Origin of the sequence: Streptomyces hazeniae (assembly GCF_031845485.1) — a bacterium.
Lineage (GTDB): Bacteria > Actinomycetota > Actinomycetes > Streptomycetales > Streptomycetaceae > Streptomyces > Streptomyces hazeniae.
The window spans coordinates 1-23192 of sequence record NZ_JAVREQ010000019.1 but is presented as its reverse complement, the minus strand read 5'-3'; the positions used below and the strand labels follow the sequence as shown (position 1 = coordinate 23192).

General features: G+C 72.5%; 20 protein-coding genes and 2 pseudogenes. 13 read left to right on the top strand and 9 right to left on the bottom strand.

The genetic code is table 11. From position 1 onward, the window contains the following. Positions 1–79 precede the first annotated feature (79 nt). Positions 80–1480 (bottom strand): GNAT family N-acetyltransferase, encoded by a 1401-nt coding sequence (locus RM572_RS19930; RefSeq protein WP_311674729.1) that lies wholly within the window; start codon positions 1478–1480, stop codon positions 80–82. A 179-nt stretch (positions 1481–1659) separates the two neighbouring features. Here RM572_RS19930 and RM572_RS19925 point away from each other — a divergent pair, with 179 nt between their 5' ends. The 6 genes from RM572_RS19925 (at position 1660) to RM572_RS19900 (ending at position 6877) form a co-directional block, all read left to right on the top strand. Then, complete coding sequence (locus tag RM572_RS19925) at positions 1660–2421, top strand: metallophosphoesterase family protein (RefSeq protein ID WP_311674728.1); 762 nt, start codon at positions 1660–1662, stop codon at positions 2419–2421. 86 nt (positions 2422–2507) lie between these two features. Continuing rightward, entirely contained in the window at positions 2508–2954 is a 447-nt protein-coding gene (locus tag RM572_RS19920) for an SRPBCC family protein (RefSeq protein ID WP_311674727.1), read from the top strand. After that, positions 2951–4318 carry an ArsA family ATPase gene (locus RM572_RS19915; protein WP_311674726.1) on the top strand — a complete coding sequence of 456 codons (1368 nt, stop codon included), beginning with the start codon at positions 2951–2953 and terminating at the stop codon, positions 4316–4318. The genes RM572_RS19920 and RM572_RS19915 overlap by 4 nt, the downstream gene beginning before the upstream one ends. A gap of 60 nt (positions 4319–4378) precedes the next feature. Further along, entirely contained in the window at positions 4379–4945 is a 567-nt protein-coding gene (locus RM572_RS19910) for a DUF5304 family protein (protein WP_311674725.1), read from the top strand. A gap of 129 nt (positions 4946–5074) precedes the next feature. Continuing rightward, a complete protein-coding gene (locus tag RM572_RS19905; protein ID WP_311674724.1) occupies positions 5075–6016 on the top strand; it encodes an ROK family glucokinase in 942 nt (313 codons plus the stop codon). 33 nt (positions 6017–6049) lie between these two features. Beyond that, positions 6050–6877, top strand: coding sequence for an endonuclease/exonuclease/phosphatase family protein (locus RM572_RS19900; RefSeq protein ID WP_311674723.1), 828 nt, complete (start codon positions 6050–6052; stop codon positions 6875–6877). Positions 6878–7176: 299 nt separating this feature from the next. Here RM572_RS19900 and RM572_RS19895 read toward each other — a convergent pair whose 3' ends face one another. Together RM572_RS19895 and RM572_RS19890 are read right to left on the bottom strand one after the other, a co-directional pair. Further along, on the bottom strand, positions 7177–7746 hold the full coding sequence (locus RM572_RS19895) for a hypothetical protein (protein ID WP_311674722.1): 570 nt from the start codon (positions 7744–7746) through the stop codon (positions 7177–7179). Next, positions 7733–8503, bottom strand: coding sequence for an alpha/beta hydrolase (locus RM572_RS19890; RefSeq protein WP_311674721.1), 771 nt, complete (start codon positions 8501–8503; stop codon positions 7733–7735). The genes RM572_RS19895 and RM572_RS19890 overlap by 14 nt, the downstream gene beginning before the upstream one ends. Positions 8504–8690: 187 nt before the next feature. Here RM572_RS19890 and RM572_RS19885 point away from each other — a divergent pair, with 187 nt between their 5' ends. The 6 genes and pseudogenes from RM572_RS19885 to RM572_RS19860 all read left to right on the top strand — a co-directional run. After that, the gene (locus RM572_RS19885; RefSeq protein WP_311674720.1) at positions 8691–9563 is read left to right on the top strand and encodes a lysophospholipid acyltransferase family protein; all 873 of its coding nucleotides are present in this window, start codon (positions 8691–8693) and stop codon (positions 9561–9563) included. Between the two features lie 40 nt (positions 9564–9603). Then, entirely contained in the window at positions 9604–10794 is a 1191-nt protein-coding gene (gene macS, locus RM572_RS19880) for a MacS family sensor histidine kinase (protein ID WP_311674828.1), read from the top strand. Continuing rightward, entirely contained in the window at positions 10787–11473 is a 687-nt protein-coding gene (locus RM572_RS19875) for a response regulator transcription factor (RefSeq protein ID WP_311674719.1), read from the top strand. The genes macS and RM572_RS19875 overlap by 8 nt, the downstream gene beginning before the upstream one ends. Before the next feature lie 184 nt (positions 11474–11657). Then, positions 11658–12686 (top strand): 6-phosphofructokinase, encoded by a 1029-nt coding sequence (locus tag RM572_RS19870; RefSeq protein WP_311674718.1) that lies wholly within the window; start codon positions 11658–11660, stop codon positions 12684–12686. Positions 12687–12934: 248 nt separating this feature from the next. Then, positions 12935–14005, top strand: coding sequence for a DUF5925 domain-containing protein (locus tag RM572_RS19865; RefSeq protein ID WP_311674717.1), 1071 nt, complete (start codon positions 12935–12937; stop codon positions 14003–14005). 143 nt (positions 14006–14148) lie between these two features. After that, a pseudogene (locus RM572_RS19860) lies at positions 14149–14274 on the top strand (6-phosphofructokinase); the annotation flags it as partial. A gap of 21 nt (positions 14275–14295) precedes the next feature. Here RM572_RS19860 and RM572_RS19855 read toward each other — a convergent pair. The 6 genes from RM572_RS19855 to RM572_RS19830 all read right to left on the bottom strand — a co-directional run bounded on the left by RM572_RS19855 (position 14296) and on the right by RM572_RS19830 (position 22770). Continuing rightward, the gene (locus tag RM572_RS19855) at positions 14296–15630 is read right to left on the bottom strand and encodes a hypothetical protein (protein ID WP_311674716.1); all 1335 of its coding nucleotides are present in this window, start codon (positions 15628–15630) and stop codon (positions 14296–14298) included. Between the two features lie 222 nt (positions 15631–15852). After that, on the bottom strand, positions 15853–17784 hold the full coding sequence (locus tag RM572_RS19850; RefSeq protein ID WP_311674715.1) for an anthranilate synthase family protein: 1932 nt from the start codon (positions 17782–17784) through the stop codon (positions 15853–15855). Between the two features lie 240 nt (positions 17785–18024). Then, on the bottom strand, positions 18025–19980 hold the full coding sequence (locus RM572_RS19845; protein ID WP_311674714.1) for an ATP-binding protein: 1956 nt from the start codon (positions 19978–19980) through the stop codon (positions 18025–18027). Beyond that, a complete protein-coding gene (locus RM572_RS19840) occupies positions 19977–21371 on the bottom strand; it encodes a hypothetical protein (protein WP_311674713.1) in 1395 nt (464 codons plus the stop codon). The genes RM572_RS19845 and RM572_RS19840 overlap by 4 nt, the downstream gene beginning before the upstream one ends. Continuing rightward, entirely contained in the window at positions 21368–22438 is a 1071-nt protein-coding gene (locus RM572_RS19835; RefSeq protein WP_311674712.1) for a WXG100 family type VII secretion target, read from the bottom strand. The genes RM572_RS19840 and RM572_RS19835 overlap by 4 nt, the downstream gene beginning before the upstream one ends. Further along, the gene (locus RM572_RS19830) at positions 22438–22770 is read right to left on the bottom strand and encodes a hypothetical protein (RefSeq protein WP_311674711.1); all 333 of its coding nucleotides are present in this window, start codon (positions 22768–22770) and stop codon (positions 22438–22440) included. The genes RM572_RS19835 and RM572_RS19830 overlap by 1 nt, the downstream gene beginning before the upstream one ends. Positions 22771–22826: 56 nt before the next feature. Between RM572_RS19830 and RM572_RS19825 the strand changes: the two are divergent. Next, positions 22827–23192, top strand: a pseudogene (locus RM572_RS19825) (transposase); the annotation flags it as partial.

Genomic DNA, 23192 nt, shown 5'->3' with positions numbered 1-23192 from the left:
GGATCCCGCAGGTGGGAGCGAGCGAACGGCCCGGCCGGAGTGGGAGGGCACCCCGGCCGGGCGCGCCGGCGACCGGCGTTCAGGGCGCGGACGCCCACGCCCCGGCCGGCCGCACCGTGAGGACCACCGCACCGTCACGGTCCTCCCGGGTCAGGGGGAGCCCCAGGCCGCGCATCGCCGCGATCATCGCCGCGTTCGCCGGGGAGGTGACGGCGTAGACGTCCGCGCACCCGCTCTCCGCGGCGATGCGCACCAGCCTGCGCAGCAGCGCACCGCCCACTCCGCGCCCCTGCCACGCGTCCTCGACCAGGAGGGCCACCTCGGTCTCCTCCCCGTCCCAGAGCAGGTGGCCGACGGCCACCGTCCGTCCGGACCGGTCCTGCGCCACGACGGTCCGGCCCACGTGCGGGGACAACAGCCCGCCCAGGTACCGGCCGGGGTCGGCCACCGGCGCGTGGTAGCGCTCGGCGAGCGTCTGCCGGGAGCACCGGGCGTGCAGCTCGCGCACGGCGGGCAGGTCACGGCCGTCCGCACGGCGCAGGATCAGCTCGCCTCCGTCGCGGGCGGAGGCGGGCCACACCTGGGCGGGGAGGCGCCTGCCGAGCCGCCGGTCCAGTGCCACCAGAGCGCGGGCACGGGCGTACTCCCCCGGCGTGAACGGAGCGTGGGGCCGCTCCACGACGAGCACGCCGCCGGACGGGTCGGCCAGCCGCAGGCGGCGCGGTGTGAACGCGTTCCGGTCCCCGGGGCGTTCGGACGGCGCACCGCCCGGCGCCGGGGCGGCGGCCTCCGCGCGGATCGTGCAGCGTCCCAGCAGCCGGCGCAGCGCGGGAGGGAGTTCGGCCGAGTCGTGGGCGATGCGGGCCGCCAGTTCCAGCGCCCGGGTGGTGCCGTCGACCAGCTCGTGCGCGTCGGCCTCCTCCACCAGGACGTCCCGTCCGCCGGCGGCCGTCACGGCGCGCCGCAGCTCAGGGGCGTCCACCGCGGCGGGAGCCCTCACCAACAGCTCGTCCACGGTGTGGTCGGCCCCTTCCGGGCGTTCCGCGCCGCCGTCGGGCCCTGCCGCGGGCTCTCCCGGGCCCAGCGGCAGGGTCTGCAGCGCGAGCACGTCCACCCGCAGTCCGGCCAGGGACGTGCAGAGCGCGGCGAGCGCGCCCGGCTGCTCGCGGACGGTCGTCCGGAGCCGCCACAGCGCGGTGTCGGCGACGGCCGGGGGCGCGGCGGGAGCCGTTCCGGCGGGCACGCGCCGGCGCGACCACCATGCGTGCAGGCCGGCCGTGCAGACGAGAACCAGCGCCGACGCGGCCAGCAGGCCGACGCCGTGCGGTCCCCCGACGATCGTCTTGGCAGCGAGGTCGGTGACCGTCACGGCGGTGAACAGCGCCGCCAGCTCGACGAGGTCGCGGCGCCAGTGCCCGCCGTGCCCGCCGAGCCCGGAGTGGCCGCGGGACGGGGGAAGGAGGTGCTGTGGATCTGCCATGCGCACCACCCTCCGGCAACGGTGTGCCAGGGGTGCTAACGGCCTGTTACCCCGGTGTTGACGATCGCTGCCGCAGGGTCGCGCCCGGGCACCGTGCTGCTCTGCCGGGTGCTCCGGACGCTCCGGCCGCGGGGTGGAACGGCGGCGGCTGTGGCCCACGGTGCCTCTAGGGTGGGGGGATGCGGGTCCATGTGGTGAGCGACGTGCACGGCAACGCGACGGATCTCGCGAAGGCGGGGGACGGCGCCGACGCGCTGCTCTGCCTCGGGGACCTCGTCCTCTTCCTCGACTACGCCGACCATGCGCGGGGCATCTTCCCCGACCTCTTCGGCGTCGAGAACGCGGACCGCATCGTCGCGCTGCGCACCGCGCGCCGCTTCGAGGAGGCCCGCGCGCTGTCCTCCCGGCTGTGGTCCGGCATCGACCGTCGGGCGGCCACCGAGGAGGCCGTGCGCCGCCAGTACGCCGAGCTGTTCGCCGCCTTCCCCAGCCCGACGTACGCCACCTACGGCAACGTGGACGTGCCGCCGCTGTGGCCGGAGTACGCCCGGCCGGGCACGACGGTGCTGGACGGCGAGACCTGTGACATCGGCGGCCTCCGGTTCGGCTTCGTGGGCGGCGGCCTGCCCACCCCGATGCGGACGCCGTACGAGATCGACGAGGAGACGTACGCGGCCAAGGTCGCGGCGCTGGGGCAGGTCGACGTGCTGTGCTCGCACATTCCGCCCGAGGTTCCGGAGCTGTGCTACGACACCGTCGCCCGCCGGTTCGAACGGGGCAGCGCGGCGCTCCTGGAGGCGGTGCGCGAGGTCCGGCCGCGCTACCACCTCTTCGGACACGTCCACCAGCCGCTGACCCGCCGGATGCGCATCGGCCGCACCGAATGCGTCAACGTGGGCCACTTCAACGCCACGGGCACGCCGTGGGTTCTGACGTGGTGACCGGCGTCGCGGACGGACGGCCGCCTCCCGGGCGGTAGCCTGCCACCGCACACCACAGGCGGCGGCACGACGGAGGAGCCACGGAGATGGCCGAACACACCAGCTCGAGCATCACCATCGAGGCGGCACCCGCCGAGGTGATGGGGGTGATCTCCGACTTCGCGCGCTACCCCGAGTGGACCGGCGAGGTGAAGGAGGCGGAGGTCGTCTCCACCGACGACCTCGGGCGGGCGGAACAGGTCCGGCTGCTCCTCGACGCCGGGGCCATCAGAGACGAGCACACCCTCGCGTACGACTGGGTCGACGAGAACGAGGTGCACTGGTCGCTGGTGAAGTCGCAGATGCTGCGTTCCCTGGACGGCTCCTACCGGCTGCACCCGTTGGCCGGCGGCGACCGCACCGAGGTGACGTACCAGCTGACCGTGGACGTCAAGATCCCCATGCTCGGCATGATCAAGCGCAAGGCGGAGAAGGTCATCATCGACCGCGCCCTGGACGGGCTGAAGAAGCGGGTCGAGGCGCTGGGCACGTGAGTGCCGACGGCCTCTCCGGACGTCCGCGGCTGCTGCTGGTCACGGGCACCGGCGGCGCCGGACGCACCACCGTCGCGGCGGCGACGGCGCTGGCCGCCGCGCGTGGCGGCGCGCGCACGCTGCTGCTGAGCACCGAGGAGGACGGGGTCCTCGAACGTGTGCTGGGCGCACGGACAGCCGCCGGGGAACCGGCCGAGGCGGACCCCGGCACCGGCCTCTGGGCCGCACGTGTCGACCCGGACGCCGAAGTCCGCGCGCTGGCCGCCCTCCTGCGCGAGCGAGGCGACACGCTGCTGCGGTTCACCGGCGCGGAGGCGCTGGACGACGACGAGCTCACGCCCCTGCCCGGCGCGGAGGAGTTCGCGGTGCTGCGGGCCGTGCGACGGGCCGCGGCCCAGGAGGGGACGGGAGCCGGGGGCCGGGCGCGGTGGGACGCCGTCGTGGTGGATCTGCCGCCCGTGGAACGGGCTCTGCGGACACTCGCGCTCCCGGACCAGGTCCGGCGGTACCTCGACCGGCTGCTGCCGCCGCAGAAGCAGGCCGCCCGTGCGCTGCGCCCGCTGCTGGCCGGGCTGGCGGGTGTCCCGATGCCGCCGCCGGGCCTGTATGCCGGGGCGGACCGGTTCCGTGCCGAACTCGCCGACGTGGCCGGGGTGCTGACGGCACCGGGGACGGCCGTGCGGCTGGTCGCCGAGCCCGGCGACACGGCCGTGGAGCGGCTGCACACGGCGCGGGCCGCACTGGCCCTGTACGGGCTGCGGTGCGACACGGTGATCGCCAACCGGGTACTGCCGACCCGCTCCCGCGACCCGTTCCTGGCCGCGCTGTCGGGTGAACAGCAGGCCGCGCTGAAGGCGTTGCGCGCGCACCCGGTGCGCGGGCTCCCGGTGCGGGAGGTGCCGCATCTGGGGCGTGCGCCGATGGGGACGGCGGACCTGGCGGAGCTGGCGGACCTCCTCGGCTCCGTGGACCCAGCGGCCTCCCCGGACCCAGCGCGCTCGCCGGACGTCGCCGAGCCGCCCCGAGGCGTGTTCGTCCCCGGCCAGAGCGGCGCGCCGGGCACGGTGGAGGACAGACGCGCCACCGAGGGGAGGCTGCACTGGCGGCTGCCGCTGCCGGGCGCGCGGAAGGAAGCACTCGGGCTGGTACGGCGCGGGGACGAACTCGTCGTCGGCGTCGGCCCGCACCGGCGCACGCTGCCCCTGCCGTCGGCGCTGCGGCGCTGCCGGGTGACCGGGGCCGCGTTCGAGAACGGCGAGCTGTGCGTGCGGTTCGAGCCGGATCCGTCGCTGTGGCCCGAGCGGCCCGACGACCCCACGGAGCGCGGTGCCGACGGCACCGCGGAGCACTCCGCGCAGGGCTGAGCCGGAGGGCGGGTCCGGTACCGTCGGAGGAAGAAGCCGACCCAGCACGGGAGCCCCACGATGAGCGATGCCTTCGAGCGGAACGACGCCGACGCCTGGGCCGAGGCGTGCGAGGAGGACCTCGCCGCGGAGCGGGAGCGGCGGCGTGCCGCATACGGTCCGCAGCCGGTCAGCGCGTCGGAGGAACTGCGGCGGCTGGCCGACGCCGTGTCCGCGAAGGTCACGGAGATCGGCAAGCCCTTCGCCGGGACGCCGGGCGGCTTCGCCGCCCAGGGGTTCGCCCAGCAGTTCCTGGCGCAGGCGCGTGCGGTGGTGGAGCCGGTCGTCGAGCGCAATCCGCAGATCTTCGACCACCTCGCGGCAGCGGGGAACGAGATCGCGGCCGCCTACCGTGCGGCCGTGCAGGGGCAGGAGCAGCGCTGGTCGGCGGACCTGCGCCCGCAGGACGCGGCCCCCGCGCCGCGCGGCGACGAGCTCCGGCCCGAAGGCGTGGACCGCCCCGACGGCCCGGACCGGCCGGGAGACGTGGACCGCCCCGAAGGGCCGGACGGGGCGAAGGGCACCCGCCCGACGGACCGGCGGGACGACGACGGCCCCGACGGCCCGGAACGCATCGACCTCGACTGACGGCGACCCCGCCGTTCCTTCCGCCCCGTCCCTCCCCCCGCGTCCCACTCCCCGGCGGCGTGCGCTGCGCCACACACCCCTCCGGTACCCTCGTGCGCAGCGGGGATCGACGGAACAACTGAGGGACACATGGGACTCACCATCGGCGTCGACATCGGCGGTACGAAGATCGCGGCCGGCGTGGTCGACGAAGAGGGCTCGATCCTCGAGACGTGCAAGGTTCCGACCCCGCCCACCGCCGAAGGCGTCGTCGACGCCATCGCGGACGCGGTCCGTACGGTCAGCGCGGAACACACGGTGGAAGCGGTCGGCATCGGCGCCGCAGGGTACGTCGACGACAAGCGCGCGACGGTCCTCTTCGCCCCCAACATCGCCTGGCGCCACGAGGCGCTCAAGGACAAGGTCGAGCAGCGCGTCGACCTGCCGGTCGTGGTGGAGAACGACGCGAACGCCGCGGCCTGGGGCGAGTACCGCTTCGGCGCGGGCCAGGGCCACGACGACGTCGTGTGCATCACCCTGGGCACCGGGCTGGGCGGCGGCATCGTGATCGGCGGGCGGCTGCACCGCGGACGCTTCGGCGTGGCGGCGGAGTTCGGCCACATCCGGGTCGTCCCGGACGGTTTGCTGTGCGGCTGCGGCAGTCAGGGCTGCTGGGAGCAGTACGCCTCCGGCCGCGCCCTGGTGCGCTACGCGCGGCAGCGGGCGGCCGCGACTCCCGAGAACGCCGAGATCCTGCTCAAGCTGGGCGACGGCACTCCGGACGGCATCGAGGGGCGGCACGTCAGCCAGGCCGCACGGGCGGGCTGCCCCGTCGCGGTCGACGCGTTCCGCGAGCTGGCGCGCTGGGCCGGTGCCGGGCTGGCCGACCTGGCCTCGCTGTTCGACCCGTCCGCGTTCATCGTGGGCGGCGGCGTCTCGGACGAGGGGGACCTCGTGCTGGACCCGATCCGCAAGTCGTTCCGCCGCTGGCTGGTCGGCGGCAACTGGCGCCCGCACGCGCAGGTGCTGTCCGCCCAACTCGGCGGTGAGGCGGGCCTGGTGGGCGCCGCCGACCTGGCGCGTCAGGGCTGATCGAGCGGCCCGCCACGGCGTACGCTGCGGCGTATGACACCTGCTTCGGTACTCGCCGACCTGCCCGGGTCGCGCACCGAACCGGACGGCTCCGCCGTGGTGCGGCTGCTCAGCTACAACGTCCGCTCCCTGCGGGACGACGTGGGGGCGCTCGCCCGGGTCATCCGGGCGTGCGCCCCCGACGTCGTGTGCGTGCAGGAGGCGCCGCGCTTCTTCCGCTGGCGCAAGCACGCGGCACGGCTGGCGCGGGAGTCCGGCCTGGTCCACGTCACGGGCGGGGCGACCGCCGCCGGGCCCATGATCCTGGCGTCGCTGCGCGCCCACGTCGAGGACGCCGAAGACCTGCTGCTGCCGCTGACGCCGGGGCTGCACCGGCGCGGGTTCGCCACCGCGCGGCTCCGCTTCGGACCGGAGCGGCCCGGAGGACCGTGCGCCCGGCTGGGCGTGCTGAGCACGCACCTCAGCCTCCAGAAGGACGAGCGGTACGCGCAGGCCGGCATGCTGCTGGAGCGCCTGACCGAGATGCGGCGGCGGACCCCGTACGCCGTGGCGGCGGGCGACCTCAACGAACGGCCGCGCGGCCGGGCCTTCCGCCGGCTCACGGACGCCCTGCAGGACGGCTGGGCGACGAACCCGTGGGGAGGGGAGCACACCTCGACGCCGTCGGACCCACACCAGCGCATCGACGCCGTACTGGCGTCGCCGGAGGTGGAGGTGCTGGGCTGCGGCGTCCCGAAGGGGCTGCCGGGCGTGACCGAACGGGACCTGCGGGCGGCCACCGACCACCTGCCGGTGCTGGCGGCGCTCCGCGTACCGGCCTTTGCCCCGTTGGGGGACGGCGGGCGGTCGACGGACGGCTGACGCCGGGCGGGTGTGGCCCGGTCAGCCGTCGCCGCCCGCCCGGGCACGCTCGCGGCGCAGTTCGATCGCGACCAGCCAGCCGGTGAGCAGCGCCACCGCGGTGAAGACGAACAACAGGGTCAGCACGGTCGGTTCCCCCTCCTACCGTCGCCCGCGCCGGCTGCTCCGGCCGCGGGCGCCCCATCGTCGCAGGGAACGGGCCCGCGGCGCACTTCCGTTTACCGGCAGCGTCCGCCGCCCGGCGGCTGCCGGGATCGTCCGTGCGGGCCGGACCGGGGCGGATCCGGAAGGGCCGCAGGTCAGACGACCGCGCCGCCGCCGGGGTCGCCCAGGTCGTCGTCGTGGTCGTCGCGGAGCCGGGTCAGCAGGGTGGCGAAGCCGGCGAGGAAGCCGCCGACGCCGAGCGTGACGATCCACCACGACATGTAGACGTCGAACAGCACCGCCCCGATGAGCAGCAGGGGGCCGCCGAGCGCGCCGAGCCACCCGAACTTGGTGGTGGCGTCGGTCTCCGGCAGCGGTGGCGGCTCCGGTGGCGTGAAGTGGTCGTCGTCCTCGGCGTCCGGGCGCTCCCAGTCGCGGGGGCCGGTGCCGGCGGCGTACACGGTGAAGCTGCGAGCGGGCCGGTCGGCCGGCCCGGCCTCCGACTCCTCCGCTTCGCCCGCCCGCTCGCGGTCCCGGGCGTCGCGGTCCTCGTCCGCACCGCCGGGCGCCTCGCCGGACTCGTCCTCGGGCCGGTCGCCGGGCCGGTCGTCGGGCTCGTCGCCGTAGGCGGCGACGATCTGCGCCCACGCCGCCTCCTCGTCGGCCGGCAGTGCGGGCTCCCGCTCCTCGCCGGGACCGCCCGCGCCCTCCTTACGCTCCGTCACGTGCCGTCGTCCTCGCTGAGATCCGGGAGATGAAGCCATGGGTGTCCGCGAAGATCCGCTCCGCGTCGTGGTCCAGGGTCGCCACGTGGTAGCTGTCCTCCAGCACCGTCTCGGTCACGTCCGTGGAGGAGACGAGGGAGAGGATCAGTGCCGAGTCGGACGGCGGCACCACGTGGTCGGTGCGGCTGTGCAGCAGCAGCAGCGGCTGGGTGACCTCCGGGAGTTCGGTGCGCAGCCGGCGGAAGAGGTTCCGCAGCGAGTAGGCGGCGTGCAGCGGCACCCGGTTGTAGCCGATCTCGTGCGAACCCTCCTTGGCGATGTCGTCGGTCAGCCCGCGGGTGGAGCGCATCAGCTGCCGCAGGACCGGCAGCGCGTACCCCTCGAGGCGGGGGAAGGTGCTCGCCGGATTGACCACGACCACGCCGCTGACGTCGTCGCCGTGCTTGGCGGCCAGGCGCAGCGCCAGCGCGCCGCCCATGGACAGGCCGCAGACGAAGACCTCCGAGCAGCGGGCGCGCAGCGAGCGCAGCTCGCGGTCGACCGTCGCGTACCAGTCCTCCCAGCCGGTGACCTGGAGGTCCTCCCAGCGGGTGCCGTGACCGGGCAGCAGCGGCAGCGACACGGTGTATCCGCGGTCCGCCAGATGGCGCGCCCAGGGACGCAGCGACTGCGGCGAGCCGGTGAAACCGTGACACAGCAGGACGCCGGTCTGCGAGCCGTCGTGACGGATCGGCTCGGCTCCGGGAAGGATCGGCACCGCGGGTCTCCCTTCGCACCGCACCGCGGGAAGGACGTCGGACGGTGCCACCCTACGCGTGCGCGGGGTGACCCGGGTAGCACACCGCCTGCGGCGGTGTCCGCAGCGCGCGCGGCGATACCGGCGGCTGCGCGGGATATGGTCGGTTCCGTCAGGTACAGGAGGTCCTCGGGTGTTCTACGGAGCGATGAAGCTGTCTGTCGGCAGTTCGCTGAAGCTCGTCTTCCGCCCCTGGGTGGAAGGGCTGGAGAACGTGCCGGCGACCGGGCCGGCGATCCTGGCGAGCAACCACCTGTCGTTCTCGGACTCCTTCTTCCTGCCCGCGGTGCTGGACCGCAAGGTCACCTTCATCGCGAAGGCGGAGTACTTCACGGCGCCGGGGGTGAAGGGGAAGCTCACCGCGGCCTTCTTCAAGGGCGCCGGTCAGCTGCCGGTCGACCGGTCCGGGGTGCGCGGCGCGGGCGAGGCCGCGATCCGCAGCGGACTGAGCGTGCTGGAGAAGGGCGAGCTGTTCGGCATCTACCCTGAGGGCACGCGCTCGCCGGACGGGCGGCTCTACCGCGGCAAGCCGGGCGGCCTGTCGCGGGTGGCGCTGCGGTCCGGGGCCCCGGTGATCCCGGTCGCGATGATCGACACGGAGAAGATCCAGCCGCCCGGACAGATCCGGCCCAAGATCATGCGGCCGGGCATCCGCATCGGCCGCCCGCTCGACTTCAGCCGCTACCAGGGCATGGAGAACGACCGGTTCATCCAGCGTTCCGTCACCGACGAGGTGATGTACGAGATCTGGAAGCTGTCCGGCCAGGAGTACGTCGACATCTACGCCACGGCGGCGAAGCGGCAGATCGCGGACGCGGCGAAGGCGGCGGCAGAGGCGCAGAAGGCGCAGGCGGCCGAGCAGACCCGGAAACCGGAGTCGGCGCAGGCGGCCGGCACGGCGGAACCGGCCGCGGACCGGCCGGAGCGGAAGCCCGAGGGCACGCCCGCCGCGGGCGAACGAGCCGGGCGCGACCCGCAGGGTGAGCCGGGGAAGCACGGCGAGAGAAGGAACGCCGCGTAGCGCACGCGGTGCACGAGGGGGGATTCGGATGCCGGCGAGGATGTCGGTGGAACAGCCGCTGTGGCGGGCCCTGACGGGCTACCGCCTGCTGAGCGCGGCCTACGCGGCGGGCCTGTGCGTCCTGGCCTACGACCACTACGTGCGTCCGTACCTCGCGGTCGGCTTCGTGGCGCTGCTGGTGGTGTGGACGCTGGCGACGGCCACCCGCACGGTGTCCGCCGCCCGGTGCGGCTACCCGTTCCTGGTCTGTGAACTGACCATCGCGCTCACCGGCATCGTGCTGACCCGTTTCACCGAGACGATGGCGCGGGTGGAGAGCGGCATCAACACGCTGCCGTCCATCTGGTCGGCCGGGGCGGTGCTGGGCTTCGCGATCAAGGGCGGGTGGCGGTGGGCGGCGGGCGCCTCGGTGCTGGTCGGCGTCGCCAATGTGGTCGAGCGCGGCGCACCGTCCCGCGACACCGTGCACAACGTGCTGCTGGTGTGCGTCGCGAGCATCGCCATCGGCTACGTCGTCGAGGTCGCGCGGGCCAGCGAACGGACCCTGGCCCGCGCGCTCCAGATCGAGGCGGCCACCCGCGAACGCGAGCGGCTCGCCCGCGACATCCACGACGGCGTCCTCCAGGTGCTGGCCATGGTGCAGCGCCGCGGCAGTTCGCTGGGCGGGGAGGCGGCGGAGCTGGGACGCCTGGCGGGCGAGCAGGAGGTCGCGCTGCGCGCGCTGGTCTCCGGCGGCCCGCCGCCGCTGCCCGCTCCGGCGGCCGCGTACGCGGCGCAGGCCGTTGCCGGGCCGGGGCCGCACGGCGCGGCGGGCGGCGCCGGGGACGTGGAAGCGGGGGAGCCGTACGATCTGCGGAAGCTGCTCGCACGGCACGCCGGCGCCCTGGTCACCTTCTCCGAGCCGGGCACCCCGGTGCTGCTGGCGCCGGAGACGGCACGCGAACTGGCCGCGGCTGTCGGTGCCGCCCTGGACAATGTGCGGCAGCACGCCGGAGCGGACGCGAGGACGTGGATCCTGCTGGAGGACGAGCCGGACGCGGTGCTGGTGACCGTCCGGGACGACGGTCCGGGCATTCCGGCCGGGCGTCTGGCCACGGCCGAGGCGGAGGGCCGGATGGGCGTCGCGCTGTCCATCCGCGGCCGGCTCCGCGACCTGGGCGGGACGGCGGAACTGGTGTCGGTGCCGGGGCAGGGGACCGAGGTGGAGATGAGGGTGCCGAAGGATGGCTGAGGAAGCGACGGGCGAGCGGGAGCCGCTGCGGGTGATGGTGGTCGACGACCACCCGATGTGGCGGGACGCGGTCGCCCGGGATCTGGAGGCGGCGGGTTTCGCCGTGGTCGCGACCGCGGGCGACGGCCGTCAGGCCGTACGTCGGGCGCGGGCGGCCGTGCCGGACGTCCTGGTCCTGGACCTGAACCTGCCGGAGCTGCCCGGTGTCGAGGTCTGCCGTGAACTGGTCGGCCCGGACTCGGCGTTGCGGGTGCTGGTGCTGTCGGCGAGCGGGGAGCACGCGGACGTGCTGGAGGCCGTGAAGTCGGGCGCCACCGGCTATCTGGTGAAGTCGGCGAGCACCGAGGAGCTGATCGACGCGGTGCGCCGCACCGCCGCCGGCGACCCGGTGTTCACGCCGGGCCTGGCGGGGCTGGTGCTGGGCGAGTACCGCCGCCTGGCCACCGAACCGCCCGCCGCGGCGCGGGACGAGCCGGGGGTGCCGCAGCTCACCGACCGGGAGACCGAGGTGCTGCGGCTGGTCGCCAAGGGGCTGAGCTACAAGCAGATCGCGGAGCGCCTGGTGATCTCGCACCGCACGGTGCAGAACCACGTGCAGAACACCCTGGGCAAGCTCCAGCTGCACAACCGCGTGGAGCTGGTGCGGTACGCGATCGAGCGCGGCCTCGACGACGGCTGAACCGCCGATCCGCTCCCGCCCGGCGCCGCGCGCGGTCGCTCGTACGGGTGAGAGCGGGCGCCCCCTTCCCGCCCGGCGCCGGGAATGTCGCGCTCCCCCATCCCGTTGTGACCTGGATCACCGCTAGCGTGGCCGCTGTGCGTCGGCGGTCACGCGGAGAGGTCACGCGGAGAAGGGAGATCCCATGCGGGTCGGAGTGCTCACCGGCGGGGGCGACTGCCCCGGCCTGAACGCGGTCATGCGCGCCGTGGTCCGTAAAGGCGTCCAGGAGTACGACCACCGTTTCGTCGGCTTCCGGGACGGCTGGCGCGGCGTGGTCGAGGGCGACACCATGCCGCTGGACATTCCGGCGGTGCGGGGCACGCTGCCGCGCGGCGGGACCATCCTGGGCTCCTCGCGCACCAACCCCTTCCAGCAGGAGAACGGCGTCCGCCGCATTCAGGAGAACCTGGCGAAGGCCGAGGTCGACGGACTGATCGCGATCGGCGGGGAGGACACCCTCGGGGTCGCTGCCCGGCTCACCGACGAGTACGGCGTCCGCTGCGTGGGCGTGCCCAAGACGATCGACAACGACCTGTCGGCGACGGACTACACCTTCGGCTTCGACACCGCCGTGCACGTGGCGACGGAGGCCATCGACCGGCTGCACACCACGGCCGAGTCGCACATGAGGGTGTTGGTGGTGGAGGTGATGGGCCGGCACGCGGGCTGGATCGCGCTGCACTCGGGTCTGGCCGGCGGCGCCAACTGCATCCTCATCCCGGAGCACCCGTTCGACGTGGACGAGGTGTGCGGCTGGGTGCGGTCGCGGTTCAAGGCGAGCTACGCGCCGATCGTGGTGGTGGCGGAGGGAGCCGTCCCGAGGGACGGCGGCATGGTCCTCAAGGACGACTCCCTCGACTCCTTCGGACACGTGCGCCTGTCCGGCGTCGGCGAGTGGCTGGCCAAGGAGATCGAGCAGCGCACCGGGAAGGAGGCCCGCACGACGGTGCTCGGGCACATCCAGCGCGGCGGCACGCCGAGCGCGTTCGACCGCTGGCTCGCCACCCGTTTCGGCCTGCACGCGATCGACGCCGTGCACGAGGGCGACTGGGGCACCATGGTCGCGCTGCGCGGCACCGACATCGTCCGGGTGCCGCTGGCCGACGCCACGGCCCGGATCAAGTCGGTGCCGCCCGCGCTCTACGAGGAGGCCGGCGTCTTCTTCGGCTGACGGGCCGCCACTGCAACGCGGGGTCGCAGCGACGCCTGCGTCGGCCCACGACACGCCGGCGGCACTGACGGACGTGGGCGTCGTTGCGGCATCTGACCGGCTTCCCGCCGCAGGCACACGACCTCGTGGCGTCCTTGTACCGCCGACGCGCAGCGTGTTGGGCCCGCGCGGAGCGGCGGCACAGGTCCGTGACGCGCGCGGGAAAACCCTTTTCCCCCGGCCACCGCCATGCCGCATCATCGGGTGCCATGCCGACCTCTCACCCGGAGATCGCCGTTCCCGGCCGGACACCCGCTCCCGTGATCACCGTCGACTCCAGCGATTCCCCCGTCAAAGCCATGCTCCTGGCACGTTTCACCAGCGGCGAGCAGCCGCACACCCGTACGTGCCACCTGAGAGGCGTGAGGGAGGAGTTCCCGCTGCTACCCGTCGGAGCCACCGTGCTGCGTTCGTCACGCGAAGGCAAACGCACCGAGGTCCTGGCCGAGGGGGACGGCTGGACCGTGCTGGTGGCACGGGGAGGCGGGGGCGGTGCCGACGTCACGGTCACGGCGGTCGCCGAGGAGTTGGCGGAGCGTGTGCTCGGCTCCGCCACCTGTGGCGCGGAGGAGGAGGACGAGCCGCTGCCCGACGAGGTCGCGATGGGCTTCTGGTACAGCTCGCCGCAGCGCGGACCCCGGCGGGTCACCCGCCGGATAGCCGCGGGCGCCTGGGAGGACGTACGCAGCAACTACACGGCCCCGGTCGCCACTGCTCTGGACAGCCTGATGAGCATCACCCCGGACGACGTCACCGGACGCCTGCTGCTGTTGCACGGCCCGCCCGGCACGGGCAAGACCTCTGCCCTGCGCACCCTGGCGCGCTCTCTGCGCGGCTGGTGTCAGGTCGACTGCGTACTCGACCCGGAGCGGCTCCTCAACGACGTCGGCTATCTGATGAGCGTCGCCGTGGGCAAGGACGACGAATCGGGCGACGAACGCTGGCGGATGCTGCTGCTGGAAGACTGCGACGAGCTGATCCGCGGGGAGGCGAAGGACGCCGCCGGGCAGGCCCTGTCCCGTCTGCTGAACCTCACCGACGGTCTCCTGGGACAGGGACGCAACATCCTGGTCGGGATCACGACGAACGAGGACCTGGAACGTCTCCACCCTGCGGTCGTGCGGCCCGGCCGGTGTCTCGCCCGAATCGATGTCGCCCCCCTGACCCGCGCGGAAGCGACGGACTGGCTCGGTACCGAGGAAGGTGTCGGTCCCGAGGGCGCGACCCTGGCCGAGCTGTTCGCGCTCCGCCGGCAGAGGAGCCCTTCCCCGGTTCTCTAGGGAGGGCTGATCGCACCCGGTCTGTGGTGTGCACCAAGATCATCGGGGACGCGCTCTGTTCGTCCGGCAGGCACCGTCGCTGTGCCGCGACGTCGACCACGTCGACAGCGCCGTCCCGCACTCCGCCGGAAGGGCACGAGGGCGACTGGGGCACCATGGTCGCGCTGCGCGGCACCGACATCGTCCGGGTGCCGCTGGCCGACGCCACGGCCCGGATCAAGACGGTGCCGCCCGCGCTCTACGAAGAGGCCGGCGTCTTCTTCGGCTGACAGGCCGCCGGCCGCGCCCGGCTATTCCGCCCGGTTCCAGTGGGAGAGGAAGCCGGCGCCCACGGCGGCGGCACTCGCGACGCCGCATGCGACGCCCCAGCCGCCGCTGTGCGGCAGCACGAACAGCGGGGTGAGCAGCGCGTACGCCAGGAAGAAGAGCCCGAGTACGCCCGGACGCGTGGCGAGGGGCCAGACGGGGCCGAAGTCGACGTCACGCCCGCCGGAGGCCTGGGACGCCACCGCCCGCGCCTGCCCGCGCGCCTCGACGTCGCGGCACCTGGCCACGGCCACGGATCCGTGCAGTCGCCGGCCCTCCGCGGCGACGAACACGGCCGGGGCCTTCCCGTCGGCGCCGCCGTCGCCGCCTTCGCCGGCCGGCTCCCACAGCACGCTGCCCTGCTGCCCCTGGAGGGCGGCAGCGGCGGCCCGTACGGAGCCGCCCGCCGGCTCGAACGGCATCTCCACACCGTCACCGCGCAGCAGGAGGCCCGGAGGGCCGTCCGGCGCGGTGGCGTGCTGCACATGACCGTCGACCGCTACGGGCACGGCCACCGGCGTTCCCGCGGCCGACTCCGCCCGGAACCCGGCGGCGCCGCGCACCGCGCGGAAGGCGAGCCACAGCGTCCCGGCGCCCCAGGCGACGAGTACCGCCACCCACGCACGGAAGGTGAGGGGCAACCCCGCGAGTTCCTGTTCCAGTTGACTGCGCTCCTCGTCGGCGACCGGCCGCAGTCCGAGGTCCTCGGGCGCGTACGCGACGTACAGGGTGTCTCCTTCACCCAGATACGCGCTGCTGAGCACCTCGACGCGGACCGAGCGCCCGTCGGCGGCCTCGGCGCCGCCGACGCCGCTCACCGGCAGCCGCACGTCGTAGACGGCGCGATAGTCGTCGTAGCGCCCCTTGCCCGTCTTGCCCTGCGGGTCCACGGCCTCGACGGGCGCGGCGACGATGCGGGCTCCCGCGGCGGAGATCTTCTCCGCGTCGCCCGCCTCCTGCAGTGCGGAGGCGCCGAGTCCGACCAGCAGCGCCAGGTAGGCAGGGCCGACCAGCGCGGGAACCACCGCCTGCCACCGGCGACTCGGCGCACCCCCCACCCCGAGGCGCCACGCGGCCCGGTACGCGCTCCGGACGTCGGTGCCCCGGGCCGAGACCTGCACCAGAAGCACGGCGGCGAAGCACAGGACGAGGGCACCGGCGCACCACCACGTGAGGGCGGAGCGCAGGGCGGGATCCCCGACGCAGAGCCATGCCGCCGCCTGCCCGGCCAGTGCCGCCGTCCCGAGCGCGCCGACCACCCGGCCCAACGTCACGGCCCGCCGGACCGCGCTCTCTCCCCCGCCGTCCGGCGCGTTCATCCTTGCCTCCCGCATACCGGCGCCCCGCCCGTACAGGTCCGGGGCACCCCCGTCGCCACTCATCCGAACTCCGACTGAAGGGTGGTGTTGTCCGCGTGCCCGCGCGCAGCGGCGGCGTTCCGTTCGTTCTCGGCCCGCATCTCCTGCCGGTGGGCATCGTTCGCTTCTTCGCCGGATGAAGATACCCGCGGCCTCTCCCCGCTCGGCGTCGGGTGTCAGGAGCTACGGGGAGGTCACCGCGCTCTCCGAACGGCCTTCTGCCGGGGCCGGGTTCAGGTCGGCCAGCAGGGCGGCGACGATGCCGGACCCGTCGAGGGTGAGCACCGACTCCGGGTGGAACTGCACCCCGGCGAACCCCGGTCCGCGCAGCGCGTGCACGTCCCCGGTGGCGGGGTCACGGCTCATCTCGACGCCACGGGCGGCGAGTTCGGCCGCGTGGCGGTCGCCGCAGCGGGCGGTGAAGGAGCTGTAGAAGCCGACGGTCTGCGGCGTGCCGAAGACGTCGACGGTCTCCTGGGCGCCCTGGAAGGGGCGTTCCTTCCGGACGAGTGCGATCCCGAGGGCGGCGGCGAGCATCTCGTGGCCCAGGCACACGCCGAGGACCGGCGGGCCCTCCCCGGCCGCCCGCCGGTCCAGCAGCTCGCAGGCGAGGCCGCCCAGCAGCCGGATCTTCGGGTCGCGGGTGTCCGTCGGATCGCCGGGGCCGGGGCCGAGGACGACCGGCCCCGGGTGACGCAGCGTCTCCTCTCGCAGTCCGGGAGCGTCGTAGCGGCGCACGGTCACCTCGTGGCCGGACGTCCGCAGCAGGTGAGCGAGCATCGCCGTGAAGGCGTCCTCGCCGTCGACGACGAGGGCCGGGCCACGGCTCGCCGCCCGGTCCGACTCCTGCATCCGCAGCCAGAACGGCGCCAGCGCGGTGCGCCGTGCGGCGAGTGCCTCCTGCACGCGGGGGTCGTCGGCCAGCCGGGGCCGTTCCGTCGCCGTCCGGGCCGGGGCCTCGCGTACGCCCAGCGCGGTGAGGACGCCGGCCGCCTTGGCGTGCGTCTCCGCGACCTCGGAGGAGGGGTCCGAGCCCCGGACGAGCGTCGCGCCGACGCCCACCCGCAGCGCGCCGGTGGCCGCGTCGATGTCGGCGGTGCGGATCAGGATGGGCGAGTCGAGCGTCGGTCCTCCGTCGGCGTCGTGCCCGAGCAGGGCCAGCGCACCGGCGTAGTAGCCCCGGCCGCCCTGCTCGTGCCGGCGGATCACCCTGCAGGCGTTCTCCACCGGCGAGCCGGTGACGGTCGCGGCGAACATCGTCTCGCGCAGCACCTCGCGCACGTCCCGGGTGCTGCGGCCCCGGAGTTCGTACTCGGTGTGCGCCAGGTGCGCCATCTCCTTGAGCCGTGGCCCGACGACCACTCCCCCGCGGTCGCAGACGACGCTCATCATCTTGAGCTCCTCGTCGACGACCATCGACAGCTCCTCCGTCTCCTTGCGGTCGGCGAGGAAGTCGAGCAACCCGTCCACACTCGGTCCGGCGGGCGGATAACGGTACGTGCCGCTGATCGGGTTCATCACCACCGTCCCGCCGGACATCCGCACGTGGGCCTCCGGGCTCGCCCCGATCAGCACCCGGTCGCCCGTGTGCACCACGAAAGTCCAGTACGCGCCGCGCTCGTGCGCGAGCATCCGGCGGAACAGGGCCAGCGCGTCCGTACGGCCGAACCCGTCGATCCCGGCACGGTAGGTCCGCCGTACGACGAAGTTCGCACCCTCCCCCGTCGCGATCTCGTCGTGCAGCACCCGGCGCACGGTGTCCGCGTAGGCGCCGTCGTCCACGTCGAAGGCGCCGTCCCGCACGGCGACGCGGTGACGCGGCAGCGCCGCGAGCACGTCCGTCAGGGGCAGCTCGTGCTGCTCGTCGGCCACCAGCACCGACAGGGGCGTGCCGTCGTCCACGGCGTCGTAGCCGCGCTCGGCGATCTGCCGGAACGGCACGAGTGCGAGGCAGCGGTCGGGCAGCTGCGCGAGGCGTCCGGCCTCGCGGACCCCTCCGACAAGGACTTCGACGGTGTCGTGGTCCCGCCCCGGGGCTCTCCTGCGGAGCAGGGCGAACGGCGGAGCGTCGTCGGCCGTGAGCCGGGTGACGAGGTGGGTGGCGCTGGTGTTCACGGTGTTCCCTTCCGGGCTGTGGAGGGAACGGCCGCGAGCCGGTCGTGCCGGACACGCCGAAGGCCGCCCCTCGGGCGGCCTTCGCGTCGTCTGTGTGGTGCGCGCGCAGTCAGTGGGCCGCCGAGTGAGCGGTCCACCACCAGTTCATCGCGGGCTGCGCGTGCATGCCGTCACCCTACGACACACCCCCGCCGCCCGCCTGCCCTGACACCGGTACCCGATGCACGCGGACGACCCGCACTACAGGGGGGCCAGGCTCGGCCCGCGCCGGATACTGACAGCCGTCACCGAGCTCTCGGTGGCCACCAGCAGCACGCCTTCCGGCGAGAGGTCGACGTCCACGAGTGACTGCTCCGTGGGGAAGGTGGTGACGACGCGCCCCTCAACGCGGTCCCAGATCTCGATCGCCTGCGGACGAGGGTCCAGTGCCAAGGGGGCCGCAGCGCGCGCCTCCCCGGAGGCCAACGTAAGGCGGTCGAGCTCCGCGTCGTCGAGCAGGGCCGGGCGGTTGAGGTCGTGCACCAGGAGGCCCACCTCGCTGCCCTCTTCGAGGGGGAGGGCTCCTGCGGTTCCGGCGGGGACCACCAGGGCGGCGGCCGGCGCCGGGAGGCCCGGAGTACGCCCGTCGGGGTCTTCGGGCGGAGTGAGGGTAGCGGCGGAGACACCCCGGACGCAGGGGAGGTGCAGGGACCACAAGGTCTGCCACGGTAGGTCGATACCGAGTCGGCGGACGGCATGCCCGTACTCGTGCAGACCGTCCTGGACGAACGCCATGTCCAGAAGCGCCGCCCGGACGGGCACCGACACACCGTTTCCGGCGAGGAGCGGCGCGATCCGCAGATAGGTGCGGGCCGGGGAGCCGAGGAGTTCTGCGGGTACTTCCGAGACGGCGGCGAGGAGTCGCACCGGATCGGCATGAACGAACAGCGCCGGATCGGTCAGGAGCTGAGGAAGCAGACCCGCTTCCAGCGTGTGGTCGGCGATATGGTCCCTCACGTACGGGTCGGCCCGGCCCCATTGCTGGTCCGGCACCGCCTCGAGCAAGGACACGGCGATGCGGGCCTGTCTGTCGCGTATGTCTTCGATGCCCGACCGGACTGTCGTGCCGATGGCGCCGTGCGTCAGCGCGAGTCGGGCGGCCCTCCGACCGCTCTCCCGCCGAACGGAGACAAAGGGTTCCAGCGCCGGGCTCCCCAGCAGTGCGGAGGCGTCGCACCGATCATCGAGGGCGGCCAGGAGTCGGCACCAGAGGGACTCGGGCAACTCGTCGGCGGTACTGAGAGCCAGCGGGGTCAGGGCGGTGCGGAGGGTCCCCGGGTCGAGCCCGACGCGCTCGGCATGCCACGTGAGAGCCTCGTCCACAGTTCGGGGCAGTGCCCCGTGGTCTGCCGCGTCGAAACCTTCGGGGGCGGCGAAGAGACTTCTCACCACGAGGTCCATGACGAGCACGTTGTTACCCGCTCGCCCGGCGATCGCCTGTGCCACCGCGGCCCTCGCGGTGCTGTCCCTGCTGAAGGGCAGCTCCGGCGCTCCGGACCGGGGGTCGAGAGCAGCCTCGACCTGCGCAGCGAGACCCTCCGTCTCCCACCACTGTGGGTGGTCCAGGTCGAGCACCAGGACGGCGTCGTCGGCGAGATCGCGGGTCAGCGGGTGAACGAAATCCCTGGGGAGGTCCAGGAGCAACCGCACGTTCTCCGTACGGGCCAGGGGGTTGAGCACGTCGTTCACGAGCCGCTCGGCTCCGCGCGCAGCGCGGCGATCAGCGCGCTCTATCTCCGGTACGACGATGGTCACCGGTTCACTCGACGCGTTCAGGGCTGCCCCGAGCTCCTCCATTCCCGCTTCGCCTTCAGAGAGCGTCTCGAGGCCGAGCGCACTCGCCACCATCAGCGGAAAATCCTCCACCGTCAGCCTGCCGGGCTGGGGCAGCAGCGGAGGAACAGGCGGCACCGGCGGGACGAGCGCCGGATCCATCTCGTCCAGGGGCAGGCGGCGTCGGAGCTCGTCATCGCACAGCGCTACGAACCCCGCGATCAACCGCGTCCGTCCCGTCCCCGGGGTACCCGTCAGCACCACGTTGCGGGGCACCTCGGGACGGGCGGCGCCCCATTCGGCCAGCAGACGCAGCACCGCGTCGCGACCCCCGACGTAGGGATGGGGCGTGTACCCCTCCCTTCGCTCTGTCGCATCGTTCACCGTGCCCCCTCCCCGGCGGACGACGGGGGACCCTCGTCCGAAGCGTGTCCGGAATCCTCATCCCGCGACTCGGGAATCAGTTTGGACAACTCGGCAGCACGTTCCGCTGAAGCGCCGTACAGAACGACGAGCCCGGCCAGTGCGACGATGCAGGCAAGAACTATGGTCGCGATGAGGCCGACACCGAACGCGATGACACCGAGAAGCAGAAGGATGAAGAGCGTCCAGCCGAATCCGACAACGTGCAGGTCGGACCGCCACTCCGGGACCCGACGAACCTCCCGCGGCCTCCGCTGCCCAGCGACGCGCAGGGCCGATTCCCCATCCGTGAGGAGCGATTCACCGTCTGCATCGGTAACACTCCGACAGCGCAGGTAGTGGCGCCCCCAAAGCAGCACTCCCTTGCCCGCACCCTCGCCGGACGCAATCCAGTGAATTGTCACCGGAGTGTGGTCGTGCCGATCCTCCAGGGCCTTGGCCGCAGCGATCGGATCGATGCCCTTGCCGACCACCGCCCTGATACGTTCACCTGCGGGCCCGCACAGCAACAGACAGGGAGTCGGCTTCAGTTCGGGCTCGTCGTTCCGACCCTTCCTGTTGCGGTTCGCAGAATCACTCGCGAACATGACTGCTGTGCCGCCGGTCGGCCGTACAGACATGCGCCGGACACGTCCTTCCCGAAGCGCCCGTCTGACGTGTCGCGGCAACCCGGGAGCACTGTAGGCGAGAGCAGCCACGAGCAAGGCGGAAAAGATCGTCAGGATCATATAGGGAATGTTTGCCGGTGGCCCTCCAGCCTTCTGTTCCAGCTGTCCACGGTCCTCTTCCAGGAAGGCTCCCAGATCCGGCCTCGAAGGTGCGTACAGCGCCCAGACCTCGTCGCCCGCCTCGACTCGTTGACGGGAATCGAACTCCCAAACCCTGGTTGTGTCGCCGTCGTTGTAGGGCACCGAAGCTCTCACTCTGACGCTGTAGTACCTCTCCCCTCGGCTGCCGCGTTCACGCTCGCTCGACAGGACGTCGTCGACCTCCACGGTCGCGATGACGTGCCCCTCTTCAACCATCCGCAAGGCGGCAGGCGACACGTTGACGATACCGCCCACGAAGTACACAAGCGTCATCAGCGAAACCGGTACGAACAACCCCCTCCACACAGCACGCAGGTCGGGCCACCAGGGCAGTGACCCGATTCCGCCGAAAGCAGTGAACCTCTTTCCGCGCACCGTCACCAGGCATCCGACCACGCCGACTGCTGTCACGGCGAAGCACGCGATCAGATCCCAGCGCGGTGTCGCAGCCGAGAAACGCTCCGACATCACCACGAACACTGCGATGAACCCAAAGGCTGCGAGTGTCAGCCACATCGCGACCGCACGAGAACCAGTGTTCATCCGAAGTCCTCCTCCAGCGCCCTGATTTTATCTTTCGCCACTCCACCGGTTCCCAGTGCCACTCCTCCGAGGATTCCCTCGAAGGCCATGTGAGGGTTGTCGCTCGACCGGGGGCCCGAGAGTTGGTTGGCACCATGGGTCATTCCTCCGCCTGCCACGCCTCCGATGGTGTTGCCGAGTGCGTTGTACGCCCAGTCCCTCACTGACAGGTCCTGACCTGAGCCGTACTTGATGAGGTCGACGCCCGCCCCTCCGGCAACATTCCCGACGACGCCTTCGGTGACGGCGCTCAAACCGGGCTTGCTCACCATACCCCCGATTTTTATGCCGATCCCCGTGCCGAACGCGGAAGCGGCGACCCCTTGCCAAGCGGCATCCGCAAAATCCTTGGGAGACATCCTCCCTCCGTTGGCCACGGCCGTGGCGACGACATTACCGGCCGTATTTGCTCCCGCATTGACAGCAAGATTAGTCAAATGTTTGCTGCTCTTGACGAAGTCCTTGAGGCCCTTCAGCCCCTTGAGAGTGCTCTGGACCTTGTTCAGGCTGGAAAGCCTGCGGAAGATCGCCGCGATCCTCTGCAGCAGTGTGCCCAGACGCCCTGCGATGCGGACCGCCTGCGCGGCGAGGCGGGTGATGTTGGCGGCCGCGGCCGCACCCGTGAGGCCGAAGGAGAAGAACGATGTCGCCACTCCGACGGCAGCGGTGACGCCTATCTCGAGATAGATCTGATGGATCTCGTCGTTGCACTTCTCGATCGCGTCGGCTGCTTCGTCGAGTCCGTCGGCGACCTCATCGAACTCGTCGACCGAGTCCGCCACGGCACTCTTGAACTCCTGGAAGTGAAGCTTGAACGCGTCGGCCGCCTCGCCACGCCACGTGTTCCCGACAGTATTCTCGACGTCCCGCTCGAGCGCCTTGAGGATTCCTTCGTCGCCGGCGAGGTCTTTCTGCAGCTTGCGCCACGCCTTGGCGGCGTCGCGCAGAACATCGGGCCTGCCACCGGGGTTGACCAACTCGATGCCGAGTTCGACCAGCTCCTCGGCAGCGGACTCGTTTCCGGACATCAGGCCTCCCCCGCGTTCTTCTTCCCGAACAGGGCGGCCATGCCCTCGTCGTTGACCTCGGTGTTCTCGTTGACTTTGCGGAGTGAGTCGGCTATTTGATCCAGATACTCGTGAATGAACTTGACGGCATCAGCGGCAGTGTCCGAGTACCCGATGTAGGCCTTGTTGATCTCGTCGGATTCGGTCAGAACGCCGAAGCCATCGGTGATGGCCTCCTCGCCCGTCTTGGTCTCGAACTCCTTGAGAAAGGCGCGCAGATCGTACGCCTGAGTCTCGAACTTCTTGGCCAGACTGCGACCGGCTCCGTCTGCGTAGTACGCCTCATCAGCCATGTAGTGTGAACCGTTCCGGGTCTGATGGAGGCTCGATTCCCTGAGAGGATCGAGTCATGACCCGTCCGTCCCCCTACCCTCCCGAGCTTCGTGAGCGTGCGGTCCGCATGGTCGCGGAGGTCCGCCCGAACTACCCGACCGAGTGGGCCGCGATGAAAGCGGTCGCCGCAAAGCTCGGAATCGGTGCGGCGGAGACCGTGCGGACCTGGGTCCGGAAAGCCCAGGTCGACGCCGGCCAGCGACCGGGGGTCACTTCTGAAGAAGCCGCCGAGATCAAGCGACTCAAGACCGAGAACGCCGAGCTGAAGAGGGCGAACGAGATCCTCAAGGCCGCATCGGCTTTCTTCGCGGCCGAGCTCGACCGGCCACACAGGCGCTCGTAGCCTTCATCGACGAGTTCAAGCAGGTGTTCGGTGTCGAGC

What these genes read in the sequence shown, in the direction of transcription:
- RM572_RS19885 (WP_311674720.1), top strand. Translation starts at nt 8,691, where the DNA reads ATGAAGCTGTCTGTCGGCAGTTCGCTGAAGCTCGTCTTCCGCCCCTGG.
- RM572_RS19830 (WP_311674711.1), bottom strand. Translation starts at nt 22,770, where the DNA reads ATGGCTGATGAGGCGTACTACGCAGACGGAGCCGGTCGCAGTCTGGCC.
- RM572_RS19925 (WP_311674728.1), top strand. Translation starts at nt 1,660, where the DNA reads ATGCGGGTCCATGTGGTGAGCGACGTGCACGGCAACGCGACGGATCTC.
- RM572_RS19875 (WP_311674719.1), top strand. Translation starts at nt 10,787, where the DNA reads ATGGCTGAGGAAGCGACGGGCGAGCGGGAGCCGCTGCGGGTGATGGTG.
- RM572_RS19930 (WP_311674729.1), bottom strand. Translation starts at nt 1,480, where the DNA reads ATGGCAGATCCACAGCACCTCCTTCCCCCGTCCCGCGGCCACTCCGGG.
- RM572_RS19905 (WP_311674724.1), top strand. Translation starts at nt 5,075, where the DNA reads ATGGGACTCACCATCGGCGTCGACATCGGCGGTACGAAGATCGCGGCC.
- RM572_RS19870 (WP_311674718.1), top strand. Translation starts at nt 11,658, where the DNA reads ATGCGGGTCGGAGTGCTCACCGGCGGGGGCGACTGCCCCGGCCTGAAC.
- RM572_RS19920 (WP_311674727.1), top strand. Translation starts at nt 2,508, where the DNA reads ATGGCCGAACACACCAGCTCGAGCATCACCATCGAGGCGGCACCCGCC.
- RM572_RS19910 (WP_311674725.1), top strand. Translation starts at nt 4,379, where the DNA reads ATGAGCGATGCCTTCGAGCGGAACGACGCCGACGCCTGGGCCGAGGCG.
- RM572_RS19840 (WP_311674713.1), bottom strand. Translation starts at nt 21,371, where the DNA reads ATGAACACTGGTTCTCGTGCGGTCGCGATGTGGCTGACACTCGCAGCC.
- RM572_RS19835 (WP_311674712.1), bottom strand. Translation starts at nt 22,438, where the DNA reads ATGTCCGGAAACGAGTCCGCTGCCGAGGAGCTGGTCGAACTCGGCATC.
- macS (WP_311674828.1), top strand. Translation starts at nt 9,604, where the DNA reads ATGTCGGTGGAACAGCCGCTGTGGCGGGCCCTGACGGGCTACCGCCTG.
- RM572_RS19855 (WP_311674716.1), bottom strand. Translation starts at nt 15,630, where the DNA reads ATGAACGCGCCGGACGGCGGGGGAGAGAGCGCGGTCCGGCGGGCCGTG.
- RM572_RS19900 (WP_311674723.1), top strand. Translation starts at nt 6,050, where the DNA reads ATGACACCTGCTTCGGTACTCGCCGACCTGCCCGGGTCGCGCACCGAA.
- RM572_RS19865 (WP_311674717.1), top strand. Translation starts at nt 12,935, where the DNA reads ATGCCGACCTCTCACCCGGAGATCGCCGTTCCCGGCCGGACACCCGCT.